This window comes from Acidobacteriota bacterium (assembly GCA_018268895.1).
In the GTDB taxonomy this organism is placed as follows: Bacteria; Acidobacteriota; Terriglobia; order Terriglobales; family Acidobacteriaceae; genus Edaphobacter.
Genome location: JAFDVP010000001.1, coordinates 1,016,364 through 1,040,483, shown reverse-complemented (window position 1 = coordinate 1,040,483; position 24,120 = coordinate 1,016,364). Strand labels below are relative to the sequence as shown.

Genomic DNA, 24,120 nt, shown 5'->3' with positions numbered 1-24,120 from the left:
TCTGCTATGCAGACATCGCCTCGTCTATACCGCCAAGGTTCTCCAGGCACCGCTCCAGCAACCCATTGATCTGCATAAGCTCGCGATCCGAGATTCCCTTCCAAATCTTCTCTTGTAGGACCGCCGCCTCCTTCTCCACCGACTTCACCAGCCTCTCCCCCGCTGGAGTCACACTCGCCGTCACGATCCGGTCGTTGATCGCATGCTTGCCGCGCACGATAAAACCGCCCCGCTCCAGGTGCTTCAATAACGCCTGCGTCGTCTGGGGTGTGATGTAGCACGACCGAGCCAGTTGCGCGCCTGAGCTGCCCGGAGCGCTGCGGATGGCGAACAGAACCTGCATCTGAGCAATCGTCACCCGCTGCGGGCGAAGCTGCTCGTCCATCTGCGCGCGAAACCTCAGCAAGATGCGCTTCATTCCCTGGATTGCCCGCCGCGTCTCGCCGTACCTTCGCTCTGCTTCTTCTTTTCCCACTGCTCTGCCTGCCCTTCAACATATCAGATCCCTGATATCATATCAGCTACCTGATATGTCTTCGGCCGCGGCCACATCCTCGATCGGCATTCCAGCCGTCTGGAAGCCCCACCACAATCCGTGGGCGGTTGCCCTCACTGTCACGCTGGCAACGTTTATGGAGGTCCTCGATACCTCCATCGCAAACGTCGCACTGCCCCATATGGCCGGGACCCTTGGGGCCAGCCAGGAAGAGGCCACCTGGGTCCTGACCAGCTACCTCGTCTCAAGCGCTGTCGTCCTCCCCATCTCGGGATGGCTCTCCAATCGTTTTGGACGCAAGCGCTTTTACATGGCGTGTGTCGCTCTCTTTACGATCTGCTCTCTTCTTTGCGGCATTGCACAAACGCTTCCCTTCCTCGTCTTCGCGCGCATCTTGCAGGGCGCCGGCGGAGGAGGCCTCGCTCCCAGCGAGCAGGCCATCCTGGCCGACACCTTTCCGATTGAAAAGCGTGGCCAGGCATTCGCCGTCTACGGCATGGCCGTCGTCGTAGCACCCGCAATCGGCCCAACTCTCGGAGGCTGGATCACCGACAATTTCAACTGGCACTGGATCTTCTTCATCAACCTTCCCGTCGGCCTGCTCTCGCTCTATCTCTCCAACCGCATGGTCGAAGATCCGCCGCATCTCAACGCGCGCATGATCGAAGCCCGCCGCGAGAAGGTCGACTTCTTCGGCCTCGGCCTCGTCGCCGCAGGTGTAGGTTTCCTCGAGTTCACGCTCGATAAAGGGCAGGAAAAGGACTGGTTCGGTTCGCCAATGATCGTAACTTTTGCCGCTCTCGCTACCGTTCTGCTCATCATCTTCGCCATCTGGGAGTGGAACCACTCCCATCCCATCGTCGACCTCAAGCTGCTCCGTAACCGAAACTTCGGAACAGCCGTCTTCCTGCAACTTATCCTCGGCATGGTCCTCTTCGGCAGCACCGTTCTCATTCCCCAATACCTCCAGATACTGCTTGGCTATACTGCCGAGCGCGCCGGAATGGTATTGTCACCGGCTGGCTTCGTCATGATGATCATGATGGCAATCGCCGGACGCACGCTTGGAAAAGGTGATCCCCGCCTGATGGTCACCCTTGGTTACATCGCAACAGCCGCCGGAATCTACAACCTAACGCGACTTGACCTTAATACCAGCTTCGGGACCGTTACCCTCTGGCGCATGCTTCAGGTTATCGGCCTTCCCTTCATCTTCATCCCCATCAGTACACTCAATTACGTCGGCGTACCCGCGAGTAAAACCAACCAGATATCCAGCCTGTCGAACTTTGCCCGCAACCTGGGTGGCAGCGTAGGCACAGCGCTTCTCACCACCTTCATCGCACGAACCGCCCAGGTGCACCAGACTGCGCTCGCCGCAAACGTCGTTCAGGGCAGCCCGCAATACCGCATGTACATCGCTAGCGTCACGCATCAACTCATGGCCCACGGCATGTCCGCCGCCCAGGCCTCTCAACTCGCTGTTGGCCGCGCCTATCAGCAGATGTTGCGTCAGGCTTCCATGCTGAGCTACAAGAACGCCTTCTTCGTGCTCTCTGTTATCATCCTGTGCCTCGCGCCGCTACCCTTCATCATGCGCCTGCCCGACAAGCGTTCCAAGCCCGACCCCGAAGCCCTCGGTGGCCACTAGGAAGCTCTCCAGCGGCGAACTCCGATCCACACTGCAATCGCCAGAAACTGCACGCACAAGAACGTTTCCACCGCTGCGCCGATCGTTGAAGCTACGAAGCTATAGGTTGAAAGCGCCACCAACGCCACAAACAACACCCCAAAGCTGATCCAGATCGCAGTTCTGCCGTAGTGAGTCGGAGTTACAGTGATCTCCCTCCGCGCTGGGACCTGCGCCGCAACCCTTGCAGCAAAATCAGACGGGATCGTCGCGGAGATCTCCGGCACCCGCTCCAGCTCCCGAACGATGCGCTCATCAAGCGCCCGCTCCTCCATCTTGCGGACAAGAGCGTCCATCTCTTCAGGCGTCAACTCTTCACCGGGCATGGCGTCCTCCTTTCGGCTCCCTGCATCTCCTGCAGCCGCTCACGCAGTTTCTTTCTTCCGCGATGCAGATGCGTTCGTATCGTTCCAATCGGCATATTGAGCGCCAGCGCAATCTGCTCATAACTCCGCTCCTCCTGGTGATAGAGAACCAGAACACTCCGCTCCACGGCGCTTAGCTCCTGCAACTGCCCCTCAACTCTTAGACGAAGCTCATGCTCTTCCATCTGCTGCTCTGCATTCTGGTCAGGATGTTCGAGCCGGTCTTCCCAGGTACTCTTCTCCTCGGAGATCGAGACCAGCGGCCGGTCCGAGCGCTTCCTCCGCTTCCACTCATTTTGTGCGACGTTGACGGCAATGCGGTAGATATACGTCGCGACCAGCGACTCGCCGCGGAAATTTGGAAGCGCCTTGTACAGTCGCAGAAAGACCTCCTGCGCCAGGTCTTCAATATGCTCGCGGCTTCCTGTCAGCCGATAAAGCGTACGGAAGACCATCGCCTGGTTCTCGCGCACTACCTGCTCGAAGCTGAGATCGAAGCTCACCGGCAACGTTAGACCTCGAAGCTTACTAAAAGTTTCACCACGATGCATGAAACTTAAACAAGCCTCTGTTGTCTAACGCTGGCAGAAAGGGAGGCTTATCCAAAATGGGAGTCTTTTTTACGCCATTCATCATTCCCCTCGGGGCATTCGCAGTCGCCATCGTGGCAATCGTCGCCGGCATCTGGTCCGATATTCACAACAAACGCATTCGCGCCGACCAGCGCATGGCGATGCTCGCCCGCGGCATGTCCGTCGAAGACATCGAGAAGGTTCTCGGCAAACCCAACGAGGTCGACCGCGCTCCGAAAGACCCCTTACGCAGTCTGAGCAATGCTCGCCGTGCCGGTATCGTCCTCGTCTCTTCGGGCATTGGGCTGATCCTCTTCTTCACAACGCTCCGCTACATTGTTAGCGAACGTAATGTCCTCGCTGGAGCCGCGGCCGGTCTCATCCCTCTGGCCATCGGCATCGGGTTCTTTATCGACTACCACATGCAGAAGCGCGAACTATCGCGCTTCGGCATGGAGATCGACCAGCCCCGTTAGCTTCTTTTACAAACCAAGCCCGCCATCGACCGTCAGCAACTGCCCGGTGATAAAGTGCGGCGCCGTCGCGAAGTAAAGCACTGCTGAGGCAACATCCGCCGCCGTACCATTTCTCTGCATGGGTGTCTTCTGCGCAAAGTGCTCATAGGCCTCTTCCACCTCGCCCTGAACGATCATCCCCGGCGCAACGCAGTTCACGCTGATCTCCGGCGCCCACGCCTTCGCCATCGTCTCCGACAGCATATGCAGCGCCGCCTTCGAGGTGCAGTAGTGGCCGTGTGTCGCCCAGGGGTGCAGTCCGCCAAGCGAACCGATGTTCACAATACGTCCCTGCACGGCTTTCAGATGGGGATGAGCCGCACGAGCCACCAGGAACGGCGCTCGTGTGTTGGTTGCAAACATCCGGTCCCACAACTCGGGTGTGATCGCTTCAAGCGCGATCGACTCAAACATGCCTGCGTTGTTCACAAGCAGGTCAATGCGGTCGAACTCTCCAGCAACCTCGGCAACCATGGCTTCGATAGCGTGAGGTTCACGAAGGTCACAGCGGATAGCGAGCGCGTCGACATCGAATGCGGCAACGTCTCGGACCGTCTGCTCTGCCTCGCGCTGTGAGCCGAGATAGGTGATCGCAACCGATGCGCCCCTCTGTGCAAGCTCAAGGGCAATGGCGCGTCCAATACGTTTCGCTCCACCGGTTACAACCGCAGTCTTACCTGCGAGGGGTCTCAAGGTCATGACGGCTATTGCTGCGGTGCGGTAGGCGTTGTGCTCTGAGCGGGAGGCGGAGCAGTATTGGGCTTGGCTTGAGGTTGCGCCGTCTTGTCCGCAGACTTAGACCGGATGGGCTCCTGCACTCCCGCCTTGCGCGTGGAGGACTTGCCTGAGTTGTCGACGTAAGACGAAACCTGCTCCTGCGGACGGAGCATAGCGATATCGATCTCTCGAGACGGCTCGTCGATCTGGAAGTCCTCAGCATAGGTGGCAAAGCCGTTCGCAATCACCTGGACGCGTACCAGCGATCCCGTAGGAATAATGTCGATCGTCGCCTTGCCCTCGGGGTCCGTCTTTACCTCAAGATTGCCGATGTCTTTACCGTTGCTGTCATAGGGATTGAAGATGACAGCAGCATTCATGATCGGTTTGCCGTTGAACTTTTTCGTCACCTGCACGGTGATCTTCGAAGTCTCCGGTGGTGGCTTGTACTTGCGCCCACGCTTTACAGGCGAACTCTGCGCCAGCAGGCAGGAAGAAGCTACAACAACCGAGATCGTAACCAACGCGAGACGGAGCCAACTGTTGCGACGAAACATCATGCTCACCATCTTACGCCTTTGTTTATTTGCAGACACCTTCCCAGCATCTCGTTTATTTCCAACCATTTAGAATAGTCTCATTCTACACACACATCTGCGCGACTTTCACTCACATTTTACACCTTCTGGATTGACACGCGGAGAAGACTCCTCTATCGTTAGCAATCGGAAGGCTTGAGTGCTAAGCCTGCCGCCGATGCACGACCCGCAAGGGCTATGAAGGTTCAGGCATCCGGCGGCACTTCCAGACAACTCTGCGGTGAACCCGGCGTAGACACCGGATTCATGCGTGTGCCGCAAACCCGGACGGCAAGCCCGCCCGGCCAATTCGTAACTGAGGAGATGTAAGCAATGGCGAAGACATTTACACCGCTGCACGATCGCATCCTGGTCCGCCGCGTGGAAGAAGGCGAAAGCATCCGTGGCGGCATCATCATCCCCGACAGCGCCAAGGAGAAGCCACAGCAGGGCGAAGTTATCTCCGTGGGTAAAGGCAAGTCGAACGACGAGGGCAAGGTCTTCCCGCTCGACGTCAAGGCTGGCGACCAGATCCTCTTCGGCAAGTACTCCGGCACCGAGATCAAGCTCGATGGCGAAGAGCTCCTGATCATGCGCGAAGAAGAAGTCCTCGGCATCCTCAAGTAGGCATTGCATGCAGCAGACGCGGCTTCGCCGCCTCCCCCGCTGCACTGAAAAACTGAACCAGCGGATCAATCCGCAGCAATTTCAAAATTTCTATCCGGCTAGATGCCGGTAACAGGAGCAACACAATGGCAAAGCAGATTCTGCATGGAGAAGATTCGCGTCAGGCGATCCTGCGTGGCGTCAACACGCTCGCCGACGCAGTCAAGGTGACGCTCGGCCCCAAGGGCCGCAACGTCGTCATCGAGAAGAAGTTCGGTTCGCCCACCATCACCAAGGACGGCGTGACCGTCGCCAAGGAAATCGAGCTCGGCAACGCGCTCGAGAACATGGGCGCGCAGATGGTACGTGAGGTTGCATCGAAGACCTCCGACGTCGCTGGCGACGGCACCACCACTGCAACCGTTCTGGCGCAGGCCATCTACCGCGAGGGCGTCAAGACTGTCGCCGCCGGTGCAAACCCAATGGCGCTGAAGCGCGGCATCGACAAGGCTGTTGAGGCCATCATCGGCAAGCGTGATGAGCACGGCGTTGTGCAGGGCGGCGCTCTGAGCAAGCTGTCGAAGCCCGTCTCCGGCGACATGATCGCTCAGGTGGGCACCATCTCGGCCAACTCGGATGCGCAGATCGGCACCATCATCGCCGAGGCGATGAAGAAGGTCGGCAAGGACGGCGTCATTACCGTCGAAGAGTCGCGCACCATGGAGACGCAGCTCGACGTCGTCGAGGGCATGCAGTTCGACCGCGGCTACCTCTCGCCCTACTTCGTCACCGACGCAGAGCGCATGGAAGCCGCTCTCGAGAACCCCTACATCCTCATCTATGAGAAGAAGATCTCCTCGATGAAGGACCTGCTCCCGCTGCTCGAGTCGATCGCACGCACCGCGAAGCCGCTCATCATCATCGCTGAGGACGTCGACGGCGAGGCTCTGGCGACGCTGGTCGTCAACAAGCTGCGTGGCACGCTGAACGTCGCTGCCGTCAAGGCCCCGGGCTTCGGCGATCGCCGCAAGGCCATGCTCCAGGACATCGCGATCCTGACCGGCGGCAAGGCCATCACCGAAGACCTCGGCATCAAGCTCGAGTCCGTCAAGATCGAGGACCTCGGCACCGCCAAGCGTGTCACCATCGACAAGGACAACACCACCATCGTCGACGGCGGCGGCAAGGGCGCTGAGATCGAGGGTCGCGTGAAGGAGATTCGCGCGCAGATCGACAAGACCACCTCCGACTACGACCGCGAGAAGCTCCAGGAGCGCCTCGCCAAGCTGGTCGGCGGAGTCGCCGTCATCAAGGTCGGCGCTGCAACCGAGACCGAGATGAAGGAGAAGAAGGCCCGCGTGGAAGACGCAATGCACGCAACCCGTGCGGCCGTCGAAGAGGGCATCGTCCCCGGCGGCGGCGTGGCGCTGGTTCGCGCGTCGTCCGCAGTCGACGAGGTCATCAAGGGTCTCGAAGGCGACGAGAAGATCGGTGCCTCGATCATTCGCCGCGCCATCGAAGAGCCGCTCCGCATGATCGTCTCGAACGCAGGCGAAGAGGGCGCGGTCGTCATCGGCAAGATCCACGAGTCGAAGGAGAACAACTTCGGCTACAACGCCGGAACCGGCGTCTACGAGGACCTGGTCAAGGCCGGCGTCATCGACCCGACCAAGGTCACCCGCACTGCTCTGCAGAACGCGGCGTCGATCTCGGGCCTGATGCTCACCACCGAGGCCATGATCTCCGAGATCCCGGAGAAGAAGGAGCCCGCAGGCGGCGGCCACAACCACGGCGGCGGCATGGACGGCATGTACTAAAACCCTAGCCACCAAGCACAAAGGAAAAGCCCCGGAGCAATCCGGGGCTTTTCCTTTAGTTACGAACGAAGTTCACCGTTTGAGCGGCCAGGTTTACATCTTCAGTAGAGAACCCTGCGCTAAGCCATGCGTTTGCCTGAACATGCCTTTGTGGATTGTTCGCCCACCATGCAGTTCGATTCCGCGCAGTTGGAGGAAGAGGACAACTTAGGATTTGTTCTACTTGCTTGAATTCCATCGGGATCACGGTTAGGTTGACAGGTTGACCAGCAAGCCAGCGATAAAGTGGCAGATACTTATTCATGGCTTCTCCGTGACTATATCACGAGATTCAATGAAATTCTATTCTGCACATGATATGGTAGATGGATGGAAGCCGTGCTCCATCTTGACCTCTCCGCCGCCGACGCAGTTTGGGTCGCTACGGCGCTCCTGCACCGTGAGCATCCCCGCACAAAGGCCTTCTCCGTTCAGGAGATCGTTCACCGTGTCGAAGTTGAGCATCTTTCCTCGCGGCAACCGATGACCATCTACCAGCACGCTAACCAGCACTGTGTCGCGAACCGTCCGCCAAATAACGCGCGGCTCTGCATGCTGATGGAGACTCCTGACGGGCTACGTCGCCTCTATCGCCGTGGCGACCCCGTTGACCCACATCGCATCGGCGCGCGTCGCCTGCCTGAAGCCAGTTCCCTCTCTGCCGACTACCGCAAGCTCCTCGACTGGTACGCCGCCTGGGAAAGCAAAAACGCAGGCGATCTCTCGCTCGACCCTATCCTTGCCCTCGCCGGCACATGGACCTTCGGCGACGCCGACCGCTACGTCCGCGAGTTGCGGGAGGGGTGGGAGTGACTCACGTTTTCTGGGACACCAATCTCTTCATCTACCTACTTGATGCGCATTCTCAATTCCGTACTCCAGTAAGCTCGTTGCGGCAAAAAATGCTGGTTTCCGGTTCCGATCTTGTGACTTCGACAATGACGCTTGGCGAAGTCATGACCGGTCCGCGCCGCCATAACCACGAGCCTCTGGCGCAACAATATAAATCGGCCATCACACAGGTTGCGACCATCGTCCCTCTCGATGAAAGAGCCGCAGACATTTATTCCAGCATCCGCGCCTCTCACCGAGTGAAGCCACCCGATGCCATCCAACTGGCATGCGCAGCTGCTTATGGAGTTGAACTGTTCGTGACCAACGATGAAGATCTGCACAAGCTCCGGATTCCTGGTATCCACTTCATCGTCTCCATCCAAACCGCCCTCCAGCTAATCCATTGAACGTTTGGCGGCATTCTGTTTTATTCTTATCCCCAAAAGAATTCCAGCCTAAACGGAGTGGCCCACCCATGGCGATCTCACGAAGAGAGTTTTCGAAGCTCGGAGCACTTGGCATTGCAGCCCATGCACTCTCACCGTTCTCGTTCTACGGTCAGTCCACTCAGAAGAAGATCGGCTACTGCGTCATCGGCCTGGGCCGCATTGCCGATCACCACATGCGAGGAATCGCGCAGGGCTCGTCATCGCAGGTTGTTGCACTCGTGAGCGGTCATCGCGATAAGGCCGAGAGGATCGCCGCGCAATACGGCGTCCCGAAGACCTCCATCTATAGCTACGAAGAGCTGGAGCGTATCCGCGATAACAAAGCCATCGACGCCGTCATCGTCTGCCTGCCCAACAGCATGCACGCCGAATACACGGTTCGCTCGGCGAAAACAGGCAAGCATGTTTTGTGTGAAAAGCCGATGAGTGTCTCCGTGCCCGAGGCTGAGGAGATGATCGCCGCATGCAAGGCGGCCAACGTCAAGCTGATGATCGCTTACCGCCTGCACTACGAACCCATCAACCTCAAAGCGATCAAGCTGATCCGCGACGGAACCCTTGGAAGGGTCGAGGCCATCAGTAGCGTCAACGGCTTCAACATCGCGCGAGGCGAGTGGCGCTCCACCCACGCGCTGGGTGGCGGCGGCCCGCTGATGGATGTCGGCATCTACTCACTGAATGCAGTGCGCTATCTCACCGGCGAAGAGCCGGATCAGTTCACCGCTGTTGCCAGCACACCCGACCACGATGGTCGCTTTGATGGCGTCGAAGAGAACCTCGTCTGGACGATGCGCCTCCCTTCCGGCACTCTGGCCAGTTGTGCAACAACCTATGGAGCATCCATGCCCGGCATGTACAAGGTCTTTGGTTCGAAGGGCACGCTTGAGGTCGGCTCCTTCAACTACCAGGGCCTGCATCTTAAGGCCACTTACAAAGAGAGGCCGGATGCGCCTGCTATCAACATCGATGAGACCAATCAAGAACTCGACCCGATGCAGTTCGTCAGGCAAATTGACCACTTCAGCGACTGCATCGCCCAGAACCGCACGCCAAACACCCCAGGCGAAGAAGGACTTCGGGATATGCAGTACATCCGATCGATCTACCGCGCAGCGGGAATCGACTTCAGCTAGTTCCCTGTCGCCACGATCCGAGTTCCTGGCCGCACCATCTGCGGCGTCTGTAGTTTCGTGTTCTGCAGTGTTGTATCAAATTTGAGATCGACCAAATTTCCCTTGCCCGATACGTCGAAGGTAGCGACATAGCTCTCAGAGAGAGCCTTGGTAAATTGTTTCAGGAAGGGTGCAATCGAAACTGGATTTCCAGTTCCCTGGTAGTAAGCCTGGCCACCGGTTGATTGCGCGACATTCAGCAGATAACTTTGCCCGCTGAAGCTTGCATTGCCACCGCGAAAGCCTGTGTCGCCGTAGTAGATCGAGTACACGGGCACACCAGCGCGTTGCGCATCGGAGATCGCAGCCTCCACGTATGGACTGTTCTGATTCATCATGCTTGTGCTGCCGTTATAGGGGTCGACGCCACTTGTCAGCATCATGACGAAGCGTGCCTTCGGTGCCAGCATCGCACCATCAGCACTCGATCCTCCCGGCCATTTCTTCACGAAATCCGAAAGACAGAAGTAAGGGCTGGCGCTCATCCCCGCAGCCCCCATCGGCAGACGAAGGTTCGCCGCCGCAGCCGCGTGGTCCGTGGTGAAGTTCTGTGCAGGAACGACGCGGCCGTTCTGCATGTATCCCACAAAGACTTCCACTCCCGCGGGCAATGAAGTGATGAAGTGCTTCAGATCAGGAAGCTGCCGGCCCACTGAAGTCCGCAAACCATCGTCAATCAGCAGTGCCACCTGTGTACCGTTTGCAGGAATCTGCACGACGTTTGCAACCTGCGCGTCATGCCGGTTGACCTTCACCGTCAGGTTCTTCGACGTCAGCGTCTGAGGTGCCTTCGAATTGACCGTCACGATCGACTGCGTCGCAACCGGCCCCTCTTGCGCAAACGCAAATGTAGCTGCTGCCAGTATTGTTGCGGCCATCAAGCGATAAACCATCGTCACCCCTCGCTTCCGTAGGTTAGACGATGGTTTTGCTTTACAGGTAGTACGCAATTAATCGCCGCCGACACGAACCTTGAGTCCTGTGCGGAAGGTAAACGGCAACCCAGGGTAGCCGACCGGCCCAATATGCTGCTGGCTTAGCAGATTTCCCAGTTCGACGAACGCCGTCACGTGCCGCGTAGCCGCGTAGGTGCCGTAGGCATCCAGCTTGGCGAAGCCGAAGTCAAGATTACGGTTTGGCAACAGCAACGTATTGTCGCCATTAGCGTCGGCATATGACAAGAAGGTGGAATCGTCAGCGCGGCTTGCGAAAGCGCCCTTCAGTGCGGCTGAAAATTTCTGCCGCTCATACAGCGCCGAGAAGAACCCCGTCTGCGGAGGACGCCGGAATGGACGCTGGCCCACCAGCGGCGATGTCGATCCGATCGGAATCCCCGGAAAATTCGGATTCTGCGCCGCCGTTCCGTTGTTGATTGCGTCGGTCGAGAACGACTGCTCCACAACCGAGGCGAGATACGTGTAACCGCCGCGAAGCAGGATGTGATTGCTCGGCGCGTACTGCAACTCACCCTCAAAGCCCTGCGCGCGGAACGCCAGCGAATTGAGAAGAGCGCCAAAGAAGAATGGATCGCTTGGCTTGATACCGAAGACGCTCTTCAAGGTTCCACCGTCGACGTACTCCACCTGGCGGTTGAACTGATTGTGGAAGTAGCCGGCCTTCAGAATCAACTTCTGTCCGATAATGTTTTGGTCTACGCCAATATCGTAGGTCCGCGAGCGCAGTGCCTGTATGGGACGCACGTGATAGGCTGCAATCGAAGCCGTGTCACCGGTGTCGGACAACTGCTTATAAAGCGAGTTGTATTCCGATGCCAGCGACGGCTCCTGCACACCAGTAGCAGCGTTCGCTCGAAGCTTCGTTCCACGAAGCAGTCCGCTTCCCGGAAGTACAGGAACCCACGCCAGCCCGAAGCGTGGCGTTCCCGCCGTGCCGTACAGGTTATTGCGCTCGATTGCTCCACCAAACGAGTAGAAGAGCCGGTTTTTGATGTCTCCCTGGAACTGCACCGTGTACTGGTAGTTCGTGCGCTTGATCTTCTGGTGCTGCGAAGACGGAGTGAAGGCACCAGGATTGTTGAAGGAACCGCGCTCATTCTCGTAGCGAAAGCCGAGGAGACCGATCAGATGCGGAGAGAAGGTGTAGTCCGACTGGTAATAAAGCTCGTCGCGCAGTGACGATTGATCGTTGCCGGTTGGAAAATTCGTGCCTGCAAGAAACGACGCACGTCCCGTAGCCGAGTATCCATTCGCGCCGCGAATCGTAACCGTATTGCCGTAGTAGTCGGGATATGGCCCGAAGAACGACGGCACCATCAGCAACGTGCCCGGAGCCGCGAAGAGGATCTGCTGTTCACGCTTGCGCGCAATGCCATAACGAGCGAGATTGTGCCAGCGATTGTGGCGGTTCTCCACCGTCGCGCCAGAGTAAAGATTCTGGTCCCCCTGCTTGCCGCTCGCCGACACGCCGTAAAAATCGTGCGCTCCCGGTGTGCCTATCGCGGAGACGCCGTTGCGGACCGTAAACCGGGCGAGCGTGTTCGCGGTCAGGTTGTAGCCAACGTTCGCCGCGCTTGTTGCTGCATGAAACTTGTCCAGGGCCAATGCGTTCGACGAGTCGAAACGCGAGAACGCGCCATAATAGTCCAGCCTGTTATGCGTTCCTGCCACGGTTGCTTCATTGCGATAGGTGTAAAAATTGCCCGCATCGCCTGAGTAGTTCAGCGCCGGCCGCGCCGTACCACCGCGAGGAGTCGTGAAGTTCACAACCGCAGCACCCGCGTCCGACCCATATAGAACGCTGTTCGGCCCGCGGTACATCTCGATCCCATCGAGCGCGGTCGAAGAGACGATGCCATAGTCGAAGACGCCGCCGACGTTCTCCGACGTCACGCCATCGATCATCACCTTGTTCGCGTCCGAGTTTCCGCCGCGCACAAACATCGAAGTCGCCCCGCCATACTGCCCCGACTGCACTGCCGCCACTCCCGGCGACTGGCGCAGATCGTCCACTATACCCACACGCTCCTGCAGCGCGCTGAACGGCACCAGGTTGATCGCCGAGCTGGTCTGCTGAATCGGCGTCGAGATGCCCGTCGCAGTCACCGTCATCTGCGCCGTCACCGATCCCACTTCGAGTGTCACGTTGCGCGAAATTACATCCGTCCGCCCACCGTAAAAGTCTTTGCCGATGCCGGGAGTGAAGGTTGGCGCAGAGGTCAGCAGAAAGAAGCGTCCCGAACCGGTGCTGCGAATCTCAAAGGAGCCATCCGGCCCGGCAATCGCAAAGCCGGCGGACGTCTTACCCTGCATGAGTTGAACACGCGCGCCTGGAACCGCTGCGCCCAGAGGATCGGTTACGGCGCCGCGGATAATGACAGCATGTGCGGCAAGCGTGAAGACAGACGCGGCAAGAGCGCGAAAGACGAATGAGGCCGCGTGACGGCCGAGACGTGCGAGCATGAACGGCAACTCCTCCATTCCCCCCTCGGGAATGTGGCTGATGTGCGCGTGACGGAACCGGTCTCCTGACTGTCGCGGGTACATATTGCCATTGCGGTCGCAGCGAGCTACAACCAACCGGCTTTCTCCCTTCCCGACAAGATCAAGTCAGTGGCAGAGAGCCTGGCAGCATTCACGCTTTCCTTGAAAGCATGCGCGAATCACAGTTGCGGGGCAGTGGCGGCTTCTCACCGCGCTTCCCGAACATTCCGTGGCGAAACAAAGAATTCGTAATACAACTCGCCAGAACAGTGGCGCGTCGCAGGACTTGGCTGAGTTTTCAGTGTGCGTCATCGCGCACTCCGAAGTCAAAAAAATAAGAACACCGACACTACTTCATCGAGGGTCCGCAATGTACTTTTTCGTGTCCTCAAGCGCAAAGCGTCCGAGCAGAAACGGGTGCGAGACCTGCGCCTTGTTGTAGAGCGGATCCGACGGATAAGGTTGCGGCGTCAGGGTAGGAAAGCCCCATATCCGCCCGTTCCGCAGGTCGACAACCACCTTGGCATACACCTGCTGACTATTGTCCGGAGCGCGCACCATGAACGTCCCCGGCTCAAAAAAGTAATCCACATCCGGCGTCTGCGCCAGCACTGGTTCTGGCTTGCGCAAAGGTGAGATCACCATCGCAAACAGAAGTACGGCAATCACTGCCAGCAAAAGATTCGTTGTCGCATTCGACTTCATTGCTTCTCCTCGTGGCCAATGTTACGGAATAAGCAGGACCTTGCCTGTCGTCCGCCGAGCCTCCAGATCACGATGCGCGCTCGCTGCATCCGCAAGCTGATAGACATGCGCGATCCGCAACTTCAGCGCGCCGCTGGCAACATCCTGCAGCACCGATCCCGCGCGAGCCACCAACTCTTCGCGTGTAGCCGTATAGTCGTTCAACGTAGGTCGCGTCACATACAGCGAGCCTCTCCTCGAAAGCTGTATCAGATCGAACGGAGGCACCGCGCCGCTCGATCCTCCATACAACACCAGAATCCCGCGCGGACGCAGCACCTCAAGCGACCTGTCGAACGTCGTCTTTCCCACCGAGTCGTACACGGCCGTCATTCCCGGCCCCGATGCCAGCTTCTTCACCGCAGCAGCGAAGTCCTCATGCGTATACAAAATCACTTCGTCGGCGCCAGCCTCGCGCGCCAGCTCAGCCTTCTCCTCGTTGGAGACCGTAGTGAACACACGGGCACCCAAAGACTTCGCCATCTGAATCAGCAGCAGTCCAACTCCTCCCGCACCGGCATGGATCAAGACCTCATCTCCCGGCTGAATGCCGTAGGTGGAGTGCGCCAGATAATGAGCCGTCATTCCTTGCAACATCGCAGCAGCAGCCTGCTGCGAGCTGATGTCATCCGGAACACGAATCAACCGCGATACCGGTGCAACGGCCATCTGCGCATACGTCCCGGACACGCTGCACCATGCCACCCGATCGCCAACCTTAAATTCACTCTTCGCCGTGTCGTCACCCAGCGCGACAACTGTCCCTGCCCCCTCCTGCCCAAGTATGTAAGGCAACGCAGCCGGATAGCGTCCCTCGCGCAGGTACACATCGATGAAGTTGACGCCCGACGCCTCCAGGCGAATCAACGCTTCGCCCGCTCCAGGAGAAGGTGTCGGCAGTTCGCGGAGCACCATCACCTCGGGTCCGCCGGTTTGCTGTATCTGAATAGCCTGCATAGAACCTTTGGATGCGTAAGAATGCCTATTCGTCTCTGAGATAGAGCGACGAAGGCCAGTTCTGGCTGGGTCCCGCACATCTGTGCAATGACGCTAGCCGCTCTAAATCACGGGAGCCGGCGTCTCTCGGAGAGTATTCAGGACTTCAATGGCTGATGTCGTTCGTCGTCGCTGTGGGGCCATTCTTCTTGACCGACTCAATTCCCTTCTCCATCGCCCCATCCGAGCTATACATCTCGCTTCGCCCGATCACCTCGTGATTCTTAGCCTTCAACACGAAGAAAGGCTGGGACGAGGTTGACTGCTTGCGCTCATACTGCGCATCGTCGGCAGCGTTCTTTTTCACTGACTCGATGCCATTCAGCGCGCTTTCTTTCGACTTATAGGTTTCGCTTGTAAGAATAATCTCGCCATTGCCCGCCTTCAGATTGAACATAAACTGACCGTTCGCAGCATTCTTCAACTCATAATGTGAAGCCATGGGCACTCTCCTGTCGTCAGTCGGCTTGTCCGCAACGAACGCGGGCTCTGCCAAAAGATGCTCAACACTCTACCCGAGATAGAGCACGTTGCGATGGAGTTTTTTGTAAAAACAAAGAAGTTACATCGCAGTTACTGCAGCAGGCTCTCTTCCGAGCGCAGACGCAGTATCCGGTCGATGGCATACGGCGCACGATGCGAAGCAGTGTGGAAGTGTCTTACCTGAAGCTCACCAAGCAGGCCAATGCCAATCATCTGTACGCCTGCAAGAATAAAGACACCAGCAACGACGAACAGCGGACCGTGAAGATCCATCACATGCTGTGCCGTAACCAGCTTGAGGAGCAGCAACCAGATCGACATGCCAGCGCCTGCAACTACGCTCAGGGCACCAATTGTCCCAAAGAAGTGTAGCGGCCGCGTCATGTATTTCAGCAAAAACCGGATCGTCAGCAGGTCGAAGAACACCCGAAACGTCCGCGAGATGCCGTAGTGGCTCTTGCCATACTCGCGCTTTGGGTTTGAGATCGGTATCTCGCAGATGCTCGCGCCATACCACGACGCCAACGCCGGGATAAACCGGTGCATCTCGCCGTAGAGCGGGATATTGTGGATGACCTCGCGACGGTATGCCTTGAAGGTCGTCCCGAAGTCGTGGATGTTGACACCGCTCAACGTCGCCATGAGCCAGTTCGCCGCCCGCGAAGGAATGCGACGCATGATGAAGTTGTCGCCGCGCTGCGAGCGCCAGCCGCTCACTACGTCGTACCCCTCTTCAAGTTTTGCGAGGAAGTTCGGTATCTCGTCGGGCGAGTGTTGCAGGTCGCCGTCCATCGCCAGGATGTACTCCCCCTGGGCATGGTCGAATCCTGCGGCAAGCGCAGAGGTCTGGCCGAAGTTACGCCGCAGCTTGACTACCAGAACGCGGGAGTCAACCGCCGCAATCTCCTCAAGCAGACGGTAGGTGCGGTCGCGCGACCCGTCGTCCACAAATACCAGCTCGAAGCTCTCCCCCACCTGCTCCATCACCGCCTTCAGGCGGTCATAAAGCGTCGTGACATTGTCTTCTTCGTTATGGAATGGAACGACGATCGAGTATTTCGGCACATTTTTGATGATACTCCTGTCCCGCCCAAACTGATAACGAGATAGTAACGGCTTCGCCACCTCATGCTTTGCTTGTCAAACAGTTACAGAGAGACACGTACATCTATCGGTGCATCGACGTGAATTTTTCGATGTATACCATTGCGCTAATGGGGTTTATCATGATGCGGTAGACTGCATCATAGGTATCGGAGTGCTCCAGTTCTGGTGCAGAAAGGAAGCATGACAAAACGCGTCATCGTCATCGTGCTCCTGCTGGTTCTCGCGCTCTTTGTGTATGTGGGCTACAACACCTACGACGCCAAGCGCACAGGAACCTCCGGCGAGGTCTACTCCAACGGTATCGCGCGCACAGCGGCTTCCGATACCAGGGCTACCCCCTCTGACGCTGACACGGTCGTCTATCCCTCCGCTGCCGACACACAAGCCGCAAACCAGCAGCCTGCTGCCGCCCCTACACAGCCCACAACGGTAACGACTCCGGCGAACGCTGCGCAGGTCACGCAGTCTCAGCAGCAACCGGCCGCAGGCACGGTTCCCGCAACCGACACCATCAGCCCCAATCCTCCCAACGGAATGACCTTTGCCGGCAGCGGACGCTATCAACTCTATCGCCAGGGCAACATCACCTGGCGGCTCGACACCGAAACTGGCCGCAGTTGCGTCATCTTCGCCACCGATGAAGAGTGGCGCAAGCCGCGCGTCTACCGCGCCGGCTGTGGCAAGGGCTGATCGCAGCGATACTCTACTGGTCACCCATCATTCCACTTTGGCTTGTCATTCCGCAGCGCAACCAACACAAAGCTGTGTCGCTGCGGGCGAAGCCGAGACCTGTCGGCGCCGGATGCTCAATGCGATCCCGTCTCCGCAGCAGTACCCTTTGTCTCAGCTCCCAACGCCTTCCCTGTTCCCTTCGCCGCTTTTCCCAATGCCTTTTTGACGTTCTTGTAACTCTTAGCCAAAGCGTTTCCCGTCCTGCGCTCGGCAATATCCAGGGAGCTATTCGTCTTATCGTTCGCCGACGACAACGCAGCATCGGTACTCCTGCCACCAGTGGCGATGCCACCAACGGCCGAGTTTCCCCCGTAGATCGCAGCCTGCACAGGGCGTTTGCCTGGATTCGCCCACGCAATGTCCGTATCGGGTAGCCGCTCAATCTGTGCGATTCTGGCCTCGGTAAAATCGCTTCTCCTCATCTTCTCCGCCAATGGCCAGCGCGGCGAACTGACCCACACGGCCTCTCCGGAAGGGCGCGATAACTCGCCAAGATTCACAATCTCACCCGGCTTCATTCGTTCCATATCAATACATCTGTCGCCGCCACAGCCATGGGTGCACAACTCCTTGCTAAAGAACGACGCATGCTTGCCCGATGACACCCACACGCTGGGGCCTCTCTTCTCAGCGTCGATTGTTGCAGCCCGCGTTACCTGGCTTGCATCGCAAACCGTATCTTCGTGCGCCGCCGCGTACCAGTACATCGCCCGCCACTCCGGCTTGCCGTGGCCCTCATCTTTCAGAAGCACAGCAACATGCTCCGCATCCAGAGGGTGCCCGATCTGGCCACAGTCGCGCCGCCAGAGATGGTAGTAGTGCAACTCCACCACGCCCGGCGTCTGTCCCCTGGGAAACACCTGCCCGTAAACTGCGCCATCGTCGGCAATCGCTGTCGGCTCGACAAACGTCGGCGCAAACTGCGCCGGCATCACCGAGCAGTCATCCTTGCTTATCATCCACCTCGGTTGGAACTGATCGAGCAACTCAGTTTCCAGGGCATCGCTCAACCCATCGCCGTCACTATCCATAACAGCAACGGGTTTTACTTTCTGTGCCGGTAAGGTCATCGATGCCGACAGCACGATCAGGCCGGCAAAGATAAGGCGATTCATATCGCAATTTTGAGCGTCTTGAGGGAGCCTGTCCAATCGCTGCTAGAATCTTGCACCGTTGAAAACTTTTCCAAATGCCATGCAAATCTACGGATTGACGCAACGAAATAAACCTTGCAAACCCTCCTGTTCCTCCACTCCGAATCGCTAAACTGAATGTAGGCCTGAGACTGTTCCACTTAGCCATAAGTCCACGCCGCAACCGGTCCAATAACAGTATTGTTTTGAAGGTTTTCCACCAGTTAGTATGGGGAGGGAACACTCCTGTTCACACCAATCCAATGAACGATAACTATACGCAGGCAAAGAACGCCGCAGACTTCATCCGCACCCGCTTCCCCATCCAGCCGACGCTTGCCCTCATCCTCGGCTCCGGCCTTGGCGAGTTTGCCTCCCAGGTACAGGACGCCACAGTGATCCCATACGCTGAAATACCGAACTTCCCCCAGTCCACTGTTGCCGGACACTCGGGCAGGTTGGTCCTGGGAACCATCGACGGCGTTTCCGTCGCTGTCATGCAGGGCCGCGTCCATGCCTATGAAGGCTACTCGATGGAGCAGGTCACCTTTCCCGTGCGCGTACTCGGTCTACTCGGCGTCGAGCAACTCGTCGTCACCAATGCCGCGGGAGGCATCAATACGCGATACGGCCAGGGAGCCATCGTCGCCATCTCCGACCACATCAATCTCACCGGCACCAACGCCGCGCTCGGACCAAATGACCCACGCTTTGGAGTCCTGCCCAACTCTGGCCAGCGCTTCTTCGATATGTCGGAGGCCTATTCCCCTGCCCTCCGCAGGCTGGCAATCGCCGAAGCGGCAAAGCAGAGTTGGACGCTGAACGAGGGAGTCTACCTCGCCGTCCTCGGCCCAAGCTACGAGACACCCGCCGAGATTCGCGCCTTCCGCACACTCGGCGCCGACCTCGTCGGCATGTCCACCGTGCACGAGGTCATCGTCGCACGCCACATGGGCATCGAGGTCCTCGGGCTCTCCGTCGTCACCAACATGGCGGCAGGCGTTCTCGACCAACCGATCAACCACGAAGAGGTGATGGAGATCGGCAAGCGAATCGCAGCGCAGTTTACCGGTCTGCTCACGGCTCTGATCCCGCAACTGGCCCCGTAAACCACAGGCCGGGTGCCCCATTCATGCAGTCTTATCGCATGAGTGGGCATTCGAGCGCAGCTCGAACCGTTTAGTTTGTATCAAAGAGTCCACACAGCGAAAGAGCTGACCATGCACGAACAACCCATACAGCTATCGCTCCCCGAGCGCCCGGTGATCGTCGGCATCGCCGGCTGCTCCGGCTCCGGCAAAACGACGCTCGCTCGCGAACTGACGGGTCAACTCGCAGCTACGCTCCTGCCGCTTGATTTTTACTATAGATGCCTGCGACACCTGCCGCCTGACGAGCGCGCCCTCCAGAACTTCGATCACCCCGATTCGCTCGAGCACGCACTGCTCGCAAGGCATATCGAAGACCTCGCCCAGGGCAGTTCCATCGAGCGCCCCATATACGACTTCACCACGCACACCCGTGTGCCCGGTCGCACCGAGACCATCAACTCGTCGCGCGTACTTATCGTCGAAGGCATCCTCGCCCTGCATTACCCCGAGTTGCGCGCGCTGTACGACTTCAGTATCTACGTCAATGCGCCCAACGAGATATGCCTGAACCGCCGCATCTACCGCGACATGCGCGAGCGAGGCCGCACCGAAGAGAGCGTGCGAGCACAGTTCGAGGCAACCGCAAAACCGATGGCCGATCTCTACGTCGTCCCCTCGGCACAACACGCGACTGTCACGGTGGAAGGAACTGACGCGCTGGACTGGTCCGTCGAGCAGGTACTACAGCGCCTGCACCAGCTCGGGCTCATGCGCTGAGTCAGACAGGGTGCACATGCGCTGCCCGCTGCGACAACTCGCCAACCGCCACCCAGGCCTCCAGCGCAGCTCGTTTACGATGCTCCGCGTCGGATGAGAATCTGATGGGCGCGTCTGCGAACTTCACCTGGGCGCGAATGCCCCGCAGCCCCAACAACTTGAAGATGTGCGGAACAAGCTGCGCATCATCGCTCCAATAGCAGATATCGTCCGAAACCGTGGCATCTCCATTGTCGGCATCCATCCTGTAGCAAATATGTCCCGCCGTCACCTGAGCGCCGGCAGCAAGGACCTGCGCCAGAAGCCCGCTGTGGAATCTGAGCAGGCCGCTTCCGTCCGACGTCGTCCCTTCCGGGAAAAAGACCACCGGCAATCCTGCATTGAGAGCGGCCTCCATTCCTGCCCGCGCCTTCAACGCCGAGCCTCCACGGCCGCGTTCGACATATACAGTCCCGGCCATCGTCGTCATCCAGCCCAGCATAGGATAGGAAGCGACCTCAGCCTTGGATACAAAGACGCATGGATGAATCGCTGCGAGAACCACAATGTCGAGATAGCTGAGGTGATTCGAAATCAACGCGCCGCATTCAGGAAAATCTCCGCTGGCTTCGATCTCAATGCCTAGCCCTTTGATAGCGCTTGCTGCGAAACGGTGCAGCCATTCTGCACGAGCTTCGCGCGTCGATGGCCGCTTGATCAGAAGCTCCGCTCCGTACCTTGCAAAATATCCCGCAAGATGAACACTCCGAACCAACGACCGTAGAACACTCACCCGACCGGCCCCCAAACGACATTGTCGTCGACGGCAGTCTATCCTGACAGTCGTGGACAACAAACATCTAAGTTCCAGAGAAGATACCAGGGTGGATACCCACGTCCATCACAACTGGCTCTACCGGCGCATGGTTCTGCCCATCCTTGCTCTGCTCCGCATGGGTGCGACACCCGAGCGGCTGGCATGGAGTATCGCCGCAGGCGTCGTTATCGGCATCAATCCGCTGCTTGGGAGTACAACGGTACTCTGCCTCGCCGTAGCATTTATCTTTCGCCTGAACGTAGCAGCCTCGCAGGTAGGAAACCACATCGTCTACCCGCTGGAGCTTTTGCTGTTTATCCCTTTCCTGCGAGTGGGGAGCATCGTCTTCCACACGGCCGCACTTCCACTGGCGCCGGCAGCGATTTTTGAGGCCGCGCGCAAACATCCGATCGACCTGGTGCGAGAGATATGGCGCTGGGAGTGGCACGCACTTGTCGTGTGGGTCGTACTGTCAGTTCTTGTGGCACCGTTGATTGCGATTGCACTGACACCACTTCTGCGCCGGCTCCTGGCGCGAGTCCAGCAGCGTCAATACCCAATCCTCCACTGACGATTACTTCGGCCCGCGGTACTCCTCCACCGGGTCACCGCTACGAACCCAGGCCGTGTAGATCATGTCGCGCAACTCAATGGCCCCTGCCGCAAGCCGCTCTTCGGTGAACGCCTTCGCCTCCGGCGATCCGGCTCCGATGAAGCCGCCCGCCTTCTCAAGCTGATAGACCTTCTCCACCTGAGTCGACGTATCGTGTAGATAGCTCAGAAAGTCTGCCCACTCGTCGTTCAACACCTTCGGCTGTGCCGCAGCAACCATCGGCGCAATGTCCGAAGGTTTGATATTCGCTGTCACGAAGAGCGATTCAAACTGCGAGTGAATCTTGTGGTCTGTGGTGTAGCCATTGGGATTGTCGCCGGTCCACCCGTTGTACTTCGTCGTCGTATGCAACGGCTGCGATCCATCGGCGACATAGTGGCCCAGCCATGACGCGTAAAACAGGATAGCGGTCTCGACGGGTTTGGTGTCCTCACCTGCCGCCAGTAGACGACGGTACTCGTGCATGCTGTTGCGTAGCCGCTGCCACACTTCTTCTGTGATGTACGGCAGCAGTCCTACAACCTCAGGCTGCAACTGCATCTCAGGGTGCGCCGCCTGTGCCTTTGCAAGGGCACGAATAAAGTCGTACCGCTTCTTCGGCAGTGTTCCACCAACGAGATCAAGATACTCCATGTCCATGAAGTGTTCCGGTGCCTGCTCGTCGCCCAGCTCTGGAACAGCCTTGTTGCGCCAGCGGTCCGGCTCCGGCCCCATGTACTCCATCATGTCGAGAGCATTGCCGTTACGCAGAAACGCGGGAACGTCCTTCGGCAGATTCGCTGCGGCCAGACGGTTGATCATTCTGTGCCCATCAGCTCCCCACGGGAACGAGGGTTGCACAACGAACAAAGGCACCATGGCGGAGGCCACCACAAAACGAATCACGCGTCCGAATTTCTGCATAAGGCCGAGTATAGCTGCGCACGATTTCAAGCGCATCACTAAACCACAACCTCCGCACCTTCCACGGCGACGCTTCCGAAGACACGGCGGTAGCGCTCAATCTCCTGCTCAGGCCCGGTGGCCTTGTGCGCGTTGTCGCTCAACTTCACCGCGGGCCGGCCATTCACCGTCATCAGCTTGCAGACGAGACTAATGGGATCGAGATCGCTCTCGCCGCGAGGATGGCAGCCGCGGAAATCATTCGTCAACAGCGTTCCCCACCCCGCACTAAAACGAATCCTGCCGTCGAAGTATCGGTGAAGCTCGATGATGTCGTTGACATCAAGCCCATCGGAGGCGATAAGGCGTTTGCGTTGTGCATCGCGACCACGGCTCATCAACCATGCAATGTACTCGTCTCCCGCGACGAATGGGTCTTTTGAGTCGGTGCGTTGGCCGGTCCAGTCAGCCACCCAGTCCGGCGCTCCCTGCAGAAACTGGGTCGTGCCGAAAGTGTCGGGCAACATAATAAGCAGCTCGCCGCCATAGCTCTTCTGCCACAGCTCCAGCACGCGGTACTGCGAGGCGTGCAGTTCTGCGTCGTCTTTTGAGAGTGCAGCCAGCGCCATGGGAAGCTCATGCGCATTGGTTCCCATAGCTTCAAGGTCGTGCTTGTAGGCAAGGTACGTGTTTGAGGTACCGGAAAGAGCTTTGCCCAGTCCCGCCCGCATTACCATCACGGCGTATTCCTGCCACAGAAAGCTGTGACGGCGGCGCGTGCCGAACTCCGAGATGCTGAGATCCGGGACATGCTGAAGCTTTTCGATCTTGTCCCAGAGACGGGTCTTGGCGCGAGCGTACAGGATGTCAAGTTCCAGTTCGCTGAGCTTGCTTAGTGCAGAACGGGTCTTCATCTCGCTCATCAGCGCCAGACCGTAAACCTCCCACATCGTGACCTCTGTCCACAGGCCGGAGAAGCGCAGGCCAATTTGCCCGCCGTGCTCGAAGATCTCGTAATCGGAGAGGCGGAAACCATTCTCCAGCCACTCCAGAAAGTCCGGCTCGAAGATGCTGCGCGTACCGTAAAAGGTATTGCCGGCCAGCCAGATCATCTCGCTTCGCCGGAAGCGAAGCTGGCGGACGTGCTCCATCTGCTCGACCAGTGCTGTGGTTGGAATATGTTCAGCCAGGCGCACCGAAGTGGTGCGGTTGCTGGTCTCAGAGGTGACATGGACATCGGGAAAGTTCTTCCAGATGAACTGCAACATCAGCAGCTTGTAGAAGTCCGTGTCGAGCAGCGATCGCACGATTGGATCGAGCTTCCAGTTGTGGTTATGCGCCCGCTCGGCCAGGTTGACGTTCATGGCATACAGTCTCGCCGGTCACCGTTTTTGAGGCAAATCCATCGCAGCACCACAAGCTGTGAAGGACGCAAATATTCATGCAAACCCGCGTCAATCATGGGATTTTGCTTGA

Annotated in this window: 27 protein-coding genes and 1 riboswitch; of the genes, 11 read left to right on the top strand and 16 right to left on the bottom strand. The window is 58.3% G+C overall.

Annotated elements, in window-relative coordinates; genetic code table 11:
* Positions 1-4: 4 nt before the first annotated feature.
* Positions 5-475: a MarR family transcriptional regulator gene (locus tag JSS95_04505; protein ID MBS1799069.1), complete on the bottom strand. Its 471-nt coding sequence runs from the start codon at positions 473-475 to the stop codon at positions 5-7.
* Between the two features lie 55 nt (positions 476-530).
* On the opposite strand from JSS95_04505, the gene JSS95_04500 reads away from it, so the two are divergent.
* Positions 531-2,147: a DHA2 family efflux MFS transporter permease subunit gene (locus JSS95_04500; protein MBS1799068.1), complete on the top strand. Its 1,617-nt coding sequence runs from the start codon at positions 531-533 to the stop codon at positions 2,145-2,147.
* Here JSS95_04500 and JSS95_04495 read toward each other — a convergent pair.
* Together JSS95_04495 and JSS95_04490 are read right to left on the bottom strand one after the other, a co-directional pair.
* Positions 2,144-2,512, bottom strand: a complete 369-nt coding sequence (locus JSS95_04495) for a hypothetical protein (protein ID MBS1799067.1) — start codon at positions 2,510-2,512, stop codon at positions 2,144-2,146. The two genes, JSS95_04500 and JSS95_04495, sit on opposite strands and share 4 nt — an antisense overlap.
* Positions 2,494-3,054: a sigma-70 family RNA polymerase sigma factor gene (locus JSS95_04490; GenBank protein ID MBS1799066.1), complete on the bottom strand. Its 561-nt coding sequence runs from the start codon at positions 3,052-3,054 to the stop codon at positions 2,494-2,496. The genes JSS95_04495 and JSS95_04490 overlap by 19 nt, the downstream gene beginning before the upstream one ends.
* A 104-nt stretch (positions 3,055-3,158) precedes the next feature.
* Between JSS95_04490 and JSS95_04485 the strand changes: the two genes are divergently transcribed.
* A complete protein-coding gene (locus JSS95_04485; GenBank protein ID MBS1799065.1) occupies positions 3,159-3,599 on the top strand; it encodes a hypothetical protein in 441 nt (146 codons plus the stop codon).
* Between the two features lie 6 nt (positions 3,600-3,605).
* Here the strand turns inward: JSS95_04485 and JSS95_04480 are convergent, their stop codons facing one another.
* Positions 3,606-4,337, bottom strand: a complete 732-nt coding sequence (locus JSS95_04480; GenBank protein ID MBS1799064.1) for an SDR family oxidoreductase — start codon at positions 4,335-4,337, stop codon at positions 3,606-3,608.
* Positions 4,338-4,342: 5 nt separating this feature from the next.
* Positions 4,343-4,915, bottom strand: coding sequence for an Ig-like domain-containing protein (locus JSS95_04475; protein ID MBS1799063.1), 573 nt, complete (start codon positions 4,913-4,915; stop codon positions 4,343-4,345).
* Between the two features lie 351 nt (positions 4,916-5,266).
* Between JSS95_04475 and JSS95_04470 the strand changes: the two genes are divergently transcribed.
* Both JSS95_04470 and groL read left to right on the top strand, forming a co-directional pair.
* Positions 5,267-5,560 carry a co-chaperone GroES gene (locus JSS95_04470; protein ID MBS1799062.1) on the top strand — a complete coding sequence of 98 codons (294 nt, stop codon included), beginning with the start codon at positions 5,267-5,269 and terminating at the stop codon, positions 5,558-5,560.
* A gap of 125 nt (positions 5,561-5,685) precedes the next feature.
* The gene (gene groL / locus JSS95_04465; GenBank protein ID MBS1799061.1) at positions 5,686-7,356 is read left to right on the top strand and encodes a chaperonin GroEL; all 1,671 of its coding nucleotides are present in this window, start codon (positions 5,686-5,688) and stop codon (positions 7,354-7,356) included.
* Between the two features lie 55 nt (positions 7,357-7,411).
* On the opposite strand, the gene JSS95_04460 is transcribed toward groL, so the two are convergent.
* A complete protein-coding gene (locus JSS95_04460; GenBank protein MBS1799060.1) occupies positions 7,412-7,660 on the bottom strand; it encodes a hypothetical protein in 249 nt (82 codons plus the stop codon).
* A 74-nt stretch (positions 7,661-7,734) separates the two neighbouring features.
* Here JSS95_04460 and JSS95_04455 point away from each other — a divergent pair, with 74 nt between their 5' ends.
* The 3 genes from JSS95_04455 to JSS95_04445 all read left to right on the top strand — a co-directional run bounded on the left by JSS95_04455 (position 7,735) and on the right by JSS95_04445 (position 9,811).
* Positions 7,735-8,208 carry a hypothetical protein gene (locus JSS95_04455; GenBank protein ID MBS1799059.1) on the top strand — a complete coding sequence of 158 codons (474 nt, stop codon included), beginning with the start codon at positions 7,735-7,737 and terminating at the stop codon, positions 8,206-8,208.
* Positions 8,205-8,636: a type II toxin-antitoxin system VapC family toxin gene (locus JSS95_04450; GenBank protein ID MBS1799058.1), complete on the top strand. Its 432-nt coding sequence runs from the start codon at positions 8,205-8,207 to the stop codon at positions 8,634-8,636. Before JSS95_04455 ends, JSS95_04450 begins: the two co-directional genes overlap by 4 nt.
* A 68-nt stretch (positions 8,637-8,704) precedes the next feature.
* Positions 8,705-9,811: a Gfo/Idh/MocA family oxidoreductase gene (locus JSS95_04445; protein ID MBS1799057.1), complete on the top strand. Its 1,107-nt coding sequence runs from the start codon at positions 8,705-8,707 to the stop codon at positions 9,809-9,811.
* Here JSS95_04445 and JSS95_04440 read toward each other — a convergent pair.
* From JSS95_04440 to JSS95_04415, 6 genes are all read right to left on the bottom strand, one after another.
* Positions 9,808-10,743, bottom strand: a complete 936-nt coding sequence (locus tag JSS95_04440; protein MBS1799056.1) for a hypothetical protein — start codon at positions 10,741-10,743, stop codon at positions 9,808-9,810. The genes JSS95_04445 and JSS95_04440 overlap by 4 nt on opposite strands.
* 57 nt (positions 10,744-10,800) lie before the next feature.
* Positions 10,801-13,269, bottom strand: coding sequence for a TonB-dependent receptor (locus JSS95_04435; protein ID MBS1799055.1), 2,469 nt, complete (start codon positions 13,267-13,269; stop codon positions 10,801-10,803).
* A 37-nt stretch (positions 13,270-13,306) separates the two neighbouring features.
* A riboswitch (cobalamin riboswitch) is annotated at positions 13,307-13,555 on the bottom strand.
* Between the two features lie 89 nt (positions 13,556-13,644).
* Entirely contained in the window at positions 13,645-13,995 is a 351-nt protein-coding gene (locus JSS95_04430) for a hypothetical protein (GenBank protein ID MBS1799054.1), read from the bottom strand.
* A 21-nt stretch (positions 13,996-14,016) separates the two neighbouring features.
* Positions 14,017-14,991, bottom strand: coding sequence for a quinone oxidoreductase (locus JSS95_04425; protein ID MBS1799053.1), 975 nt, complete (start codon positions 14,989-14,991; stop codon positions 14,017-14,019).
* A 145-nt stretch (positions 14,992-15,136) separates the two neighbouring features.
* Positions 15,137-15,472, bottom strand: coding sequence for a YegP family protein (locus JSS95_04420; protein ID MBS1799052.1), 336 nt, complete (start codon positions 15,470-15,472; stop codon positions 15,137-15,139).
* Between the two features lie 131 nt (positions 15,473-15,603).
* Complete coding sequence (locus JSS95_04415; protein ID MBS1799051.1) at positions 15,604-16,578, bottom strand: glycosyltransferase family 2 protein; 975 nt, start codon at positions 16,576-16,578, stop codon at positions 15,604-15,606.
* Positions 16,579-16,800: 222 nt separating this feature from the next.
* On the opposite strand from JSS95_04415, the gene JSS95_04410 reads away from it, so the two are divergent.
* Positions 16,801-17,310, top strand: coding sequence for a hypothetical protein (locus tag JSS95_04410; GenBank protein MBS1799050.1), 510 nt, complete (start codon positions 16,801-16,803; stop codon positions 17,308-17,310).
* 116 nt (positions 17,311-17,426) lie between these two features.
* On the opposite strand, the gene JSS95_04405 is transcribed toward JSS95_04410, so the two are convergent.
* Positions 17,427-18,467 carry a hypothetical protein gene (locus JSS95_04405; protein ID MBS1799049.1) on the bottom strand — a complete coding sequence of 347 codons (1,041 nt, stop codon included), beginning with the start codon at positions 18,465-18,467 and terminating at the stop codon, positions 17,427-17,429.
* A 281-nt stretch (positions 18,468-18,748) separates the two neighbouring features.
* Between JSS95_04405 and JSS95_04400 the strand changes: the two genes are divergently transcribed.
* Entirely contained in the window at positions 18,749-19,594 is an 846-nt protein-coding gene (locus tag JSS95_04400; protein MBS1799048.1) for a purine-nucleoside phosphorylase, read from the top strand.
* 111 nt (positions 19,595-19,705) lie between these two features.
* Positions 19,706-20,353, top strand: a complete 648-nt coding sequence (gene udk / locus JSS95_04395; protein ID MBS1799047.1) for a uridine kinase — start codon at positions 19,706-19,708, stop codon at positions 20,351-20,353.
* Position 20,354: 1 nt separating this feature from the next.
* Here the strand turns inward: udk and JSS95_04390 are convergent, their stop codons facing one another.
* Complete coding sequence (locus JSS95_04390; GenBank protein ID MBS1799046.1) at positions 20,355-21,125, bottom strand: 1-acyl-sn-glycerol-3-phosphate acyltransferase; 771 nt, start codon at positions 21,123-21,125, stop codon at positions 20,355-20,357.
* 160 nt (positions 21,126-21,285) lie between these two features.
* Between JSS95_04390 and JSS95_04385 the strand changes: the two genes are divergently transcribed.
* A complete protein-coding gene (locus JSS95_04385) occupies positions 21,286-21,720 on the top strand; it encodes a DUF2062 domain-containing protein (protein MBS1799045.1) in 435 nt (144 codons plus the stop codon).
* Positions 21,721-21,723: 3 nt separating this feature from the next.
* Here JSS95_04385 and JSS95_04380 read toward each other — a convergent pair whose 3' ends face one another.
* Complete coding sequence (locus JSS95_04380) at positions 21,724-22,665, bottom strand: nuclease (GenBank protein ID MBS1799044.1); 942 nt, start codon at positions 22,663-22,665, stop codon at positions 21,724-21,726.
* Positions 22,666-22,703: 38 nt separating this feature from the next.
* On the bottom strand, positions 22,704-24,008 hold the full coding sequence (gene pncB, locus JSS95_04375) for a nicotinate phosphoribosyltransferase (protein ID MBS1799043.1): 1,305 nt from the start codon (positions 24,006-24,008) through the stop codon (positions 22,704-22,706).
* Positions 24,009-24,120: the final 112 nt, after the last annotated feature.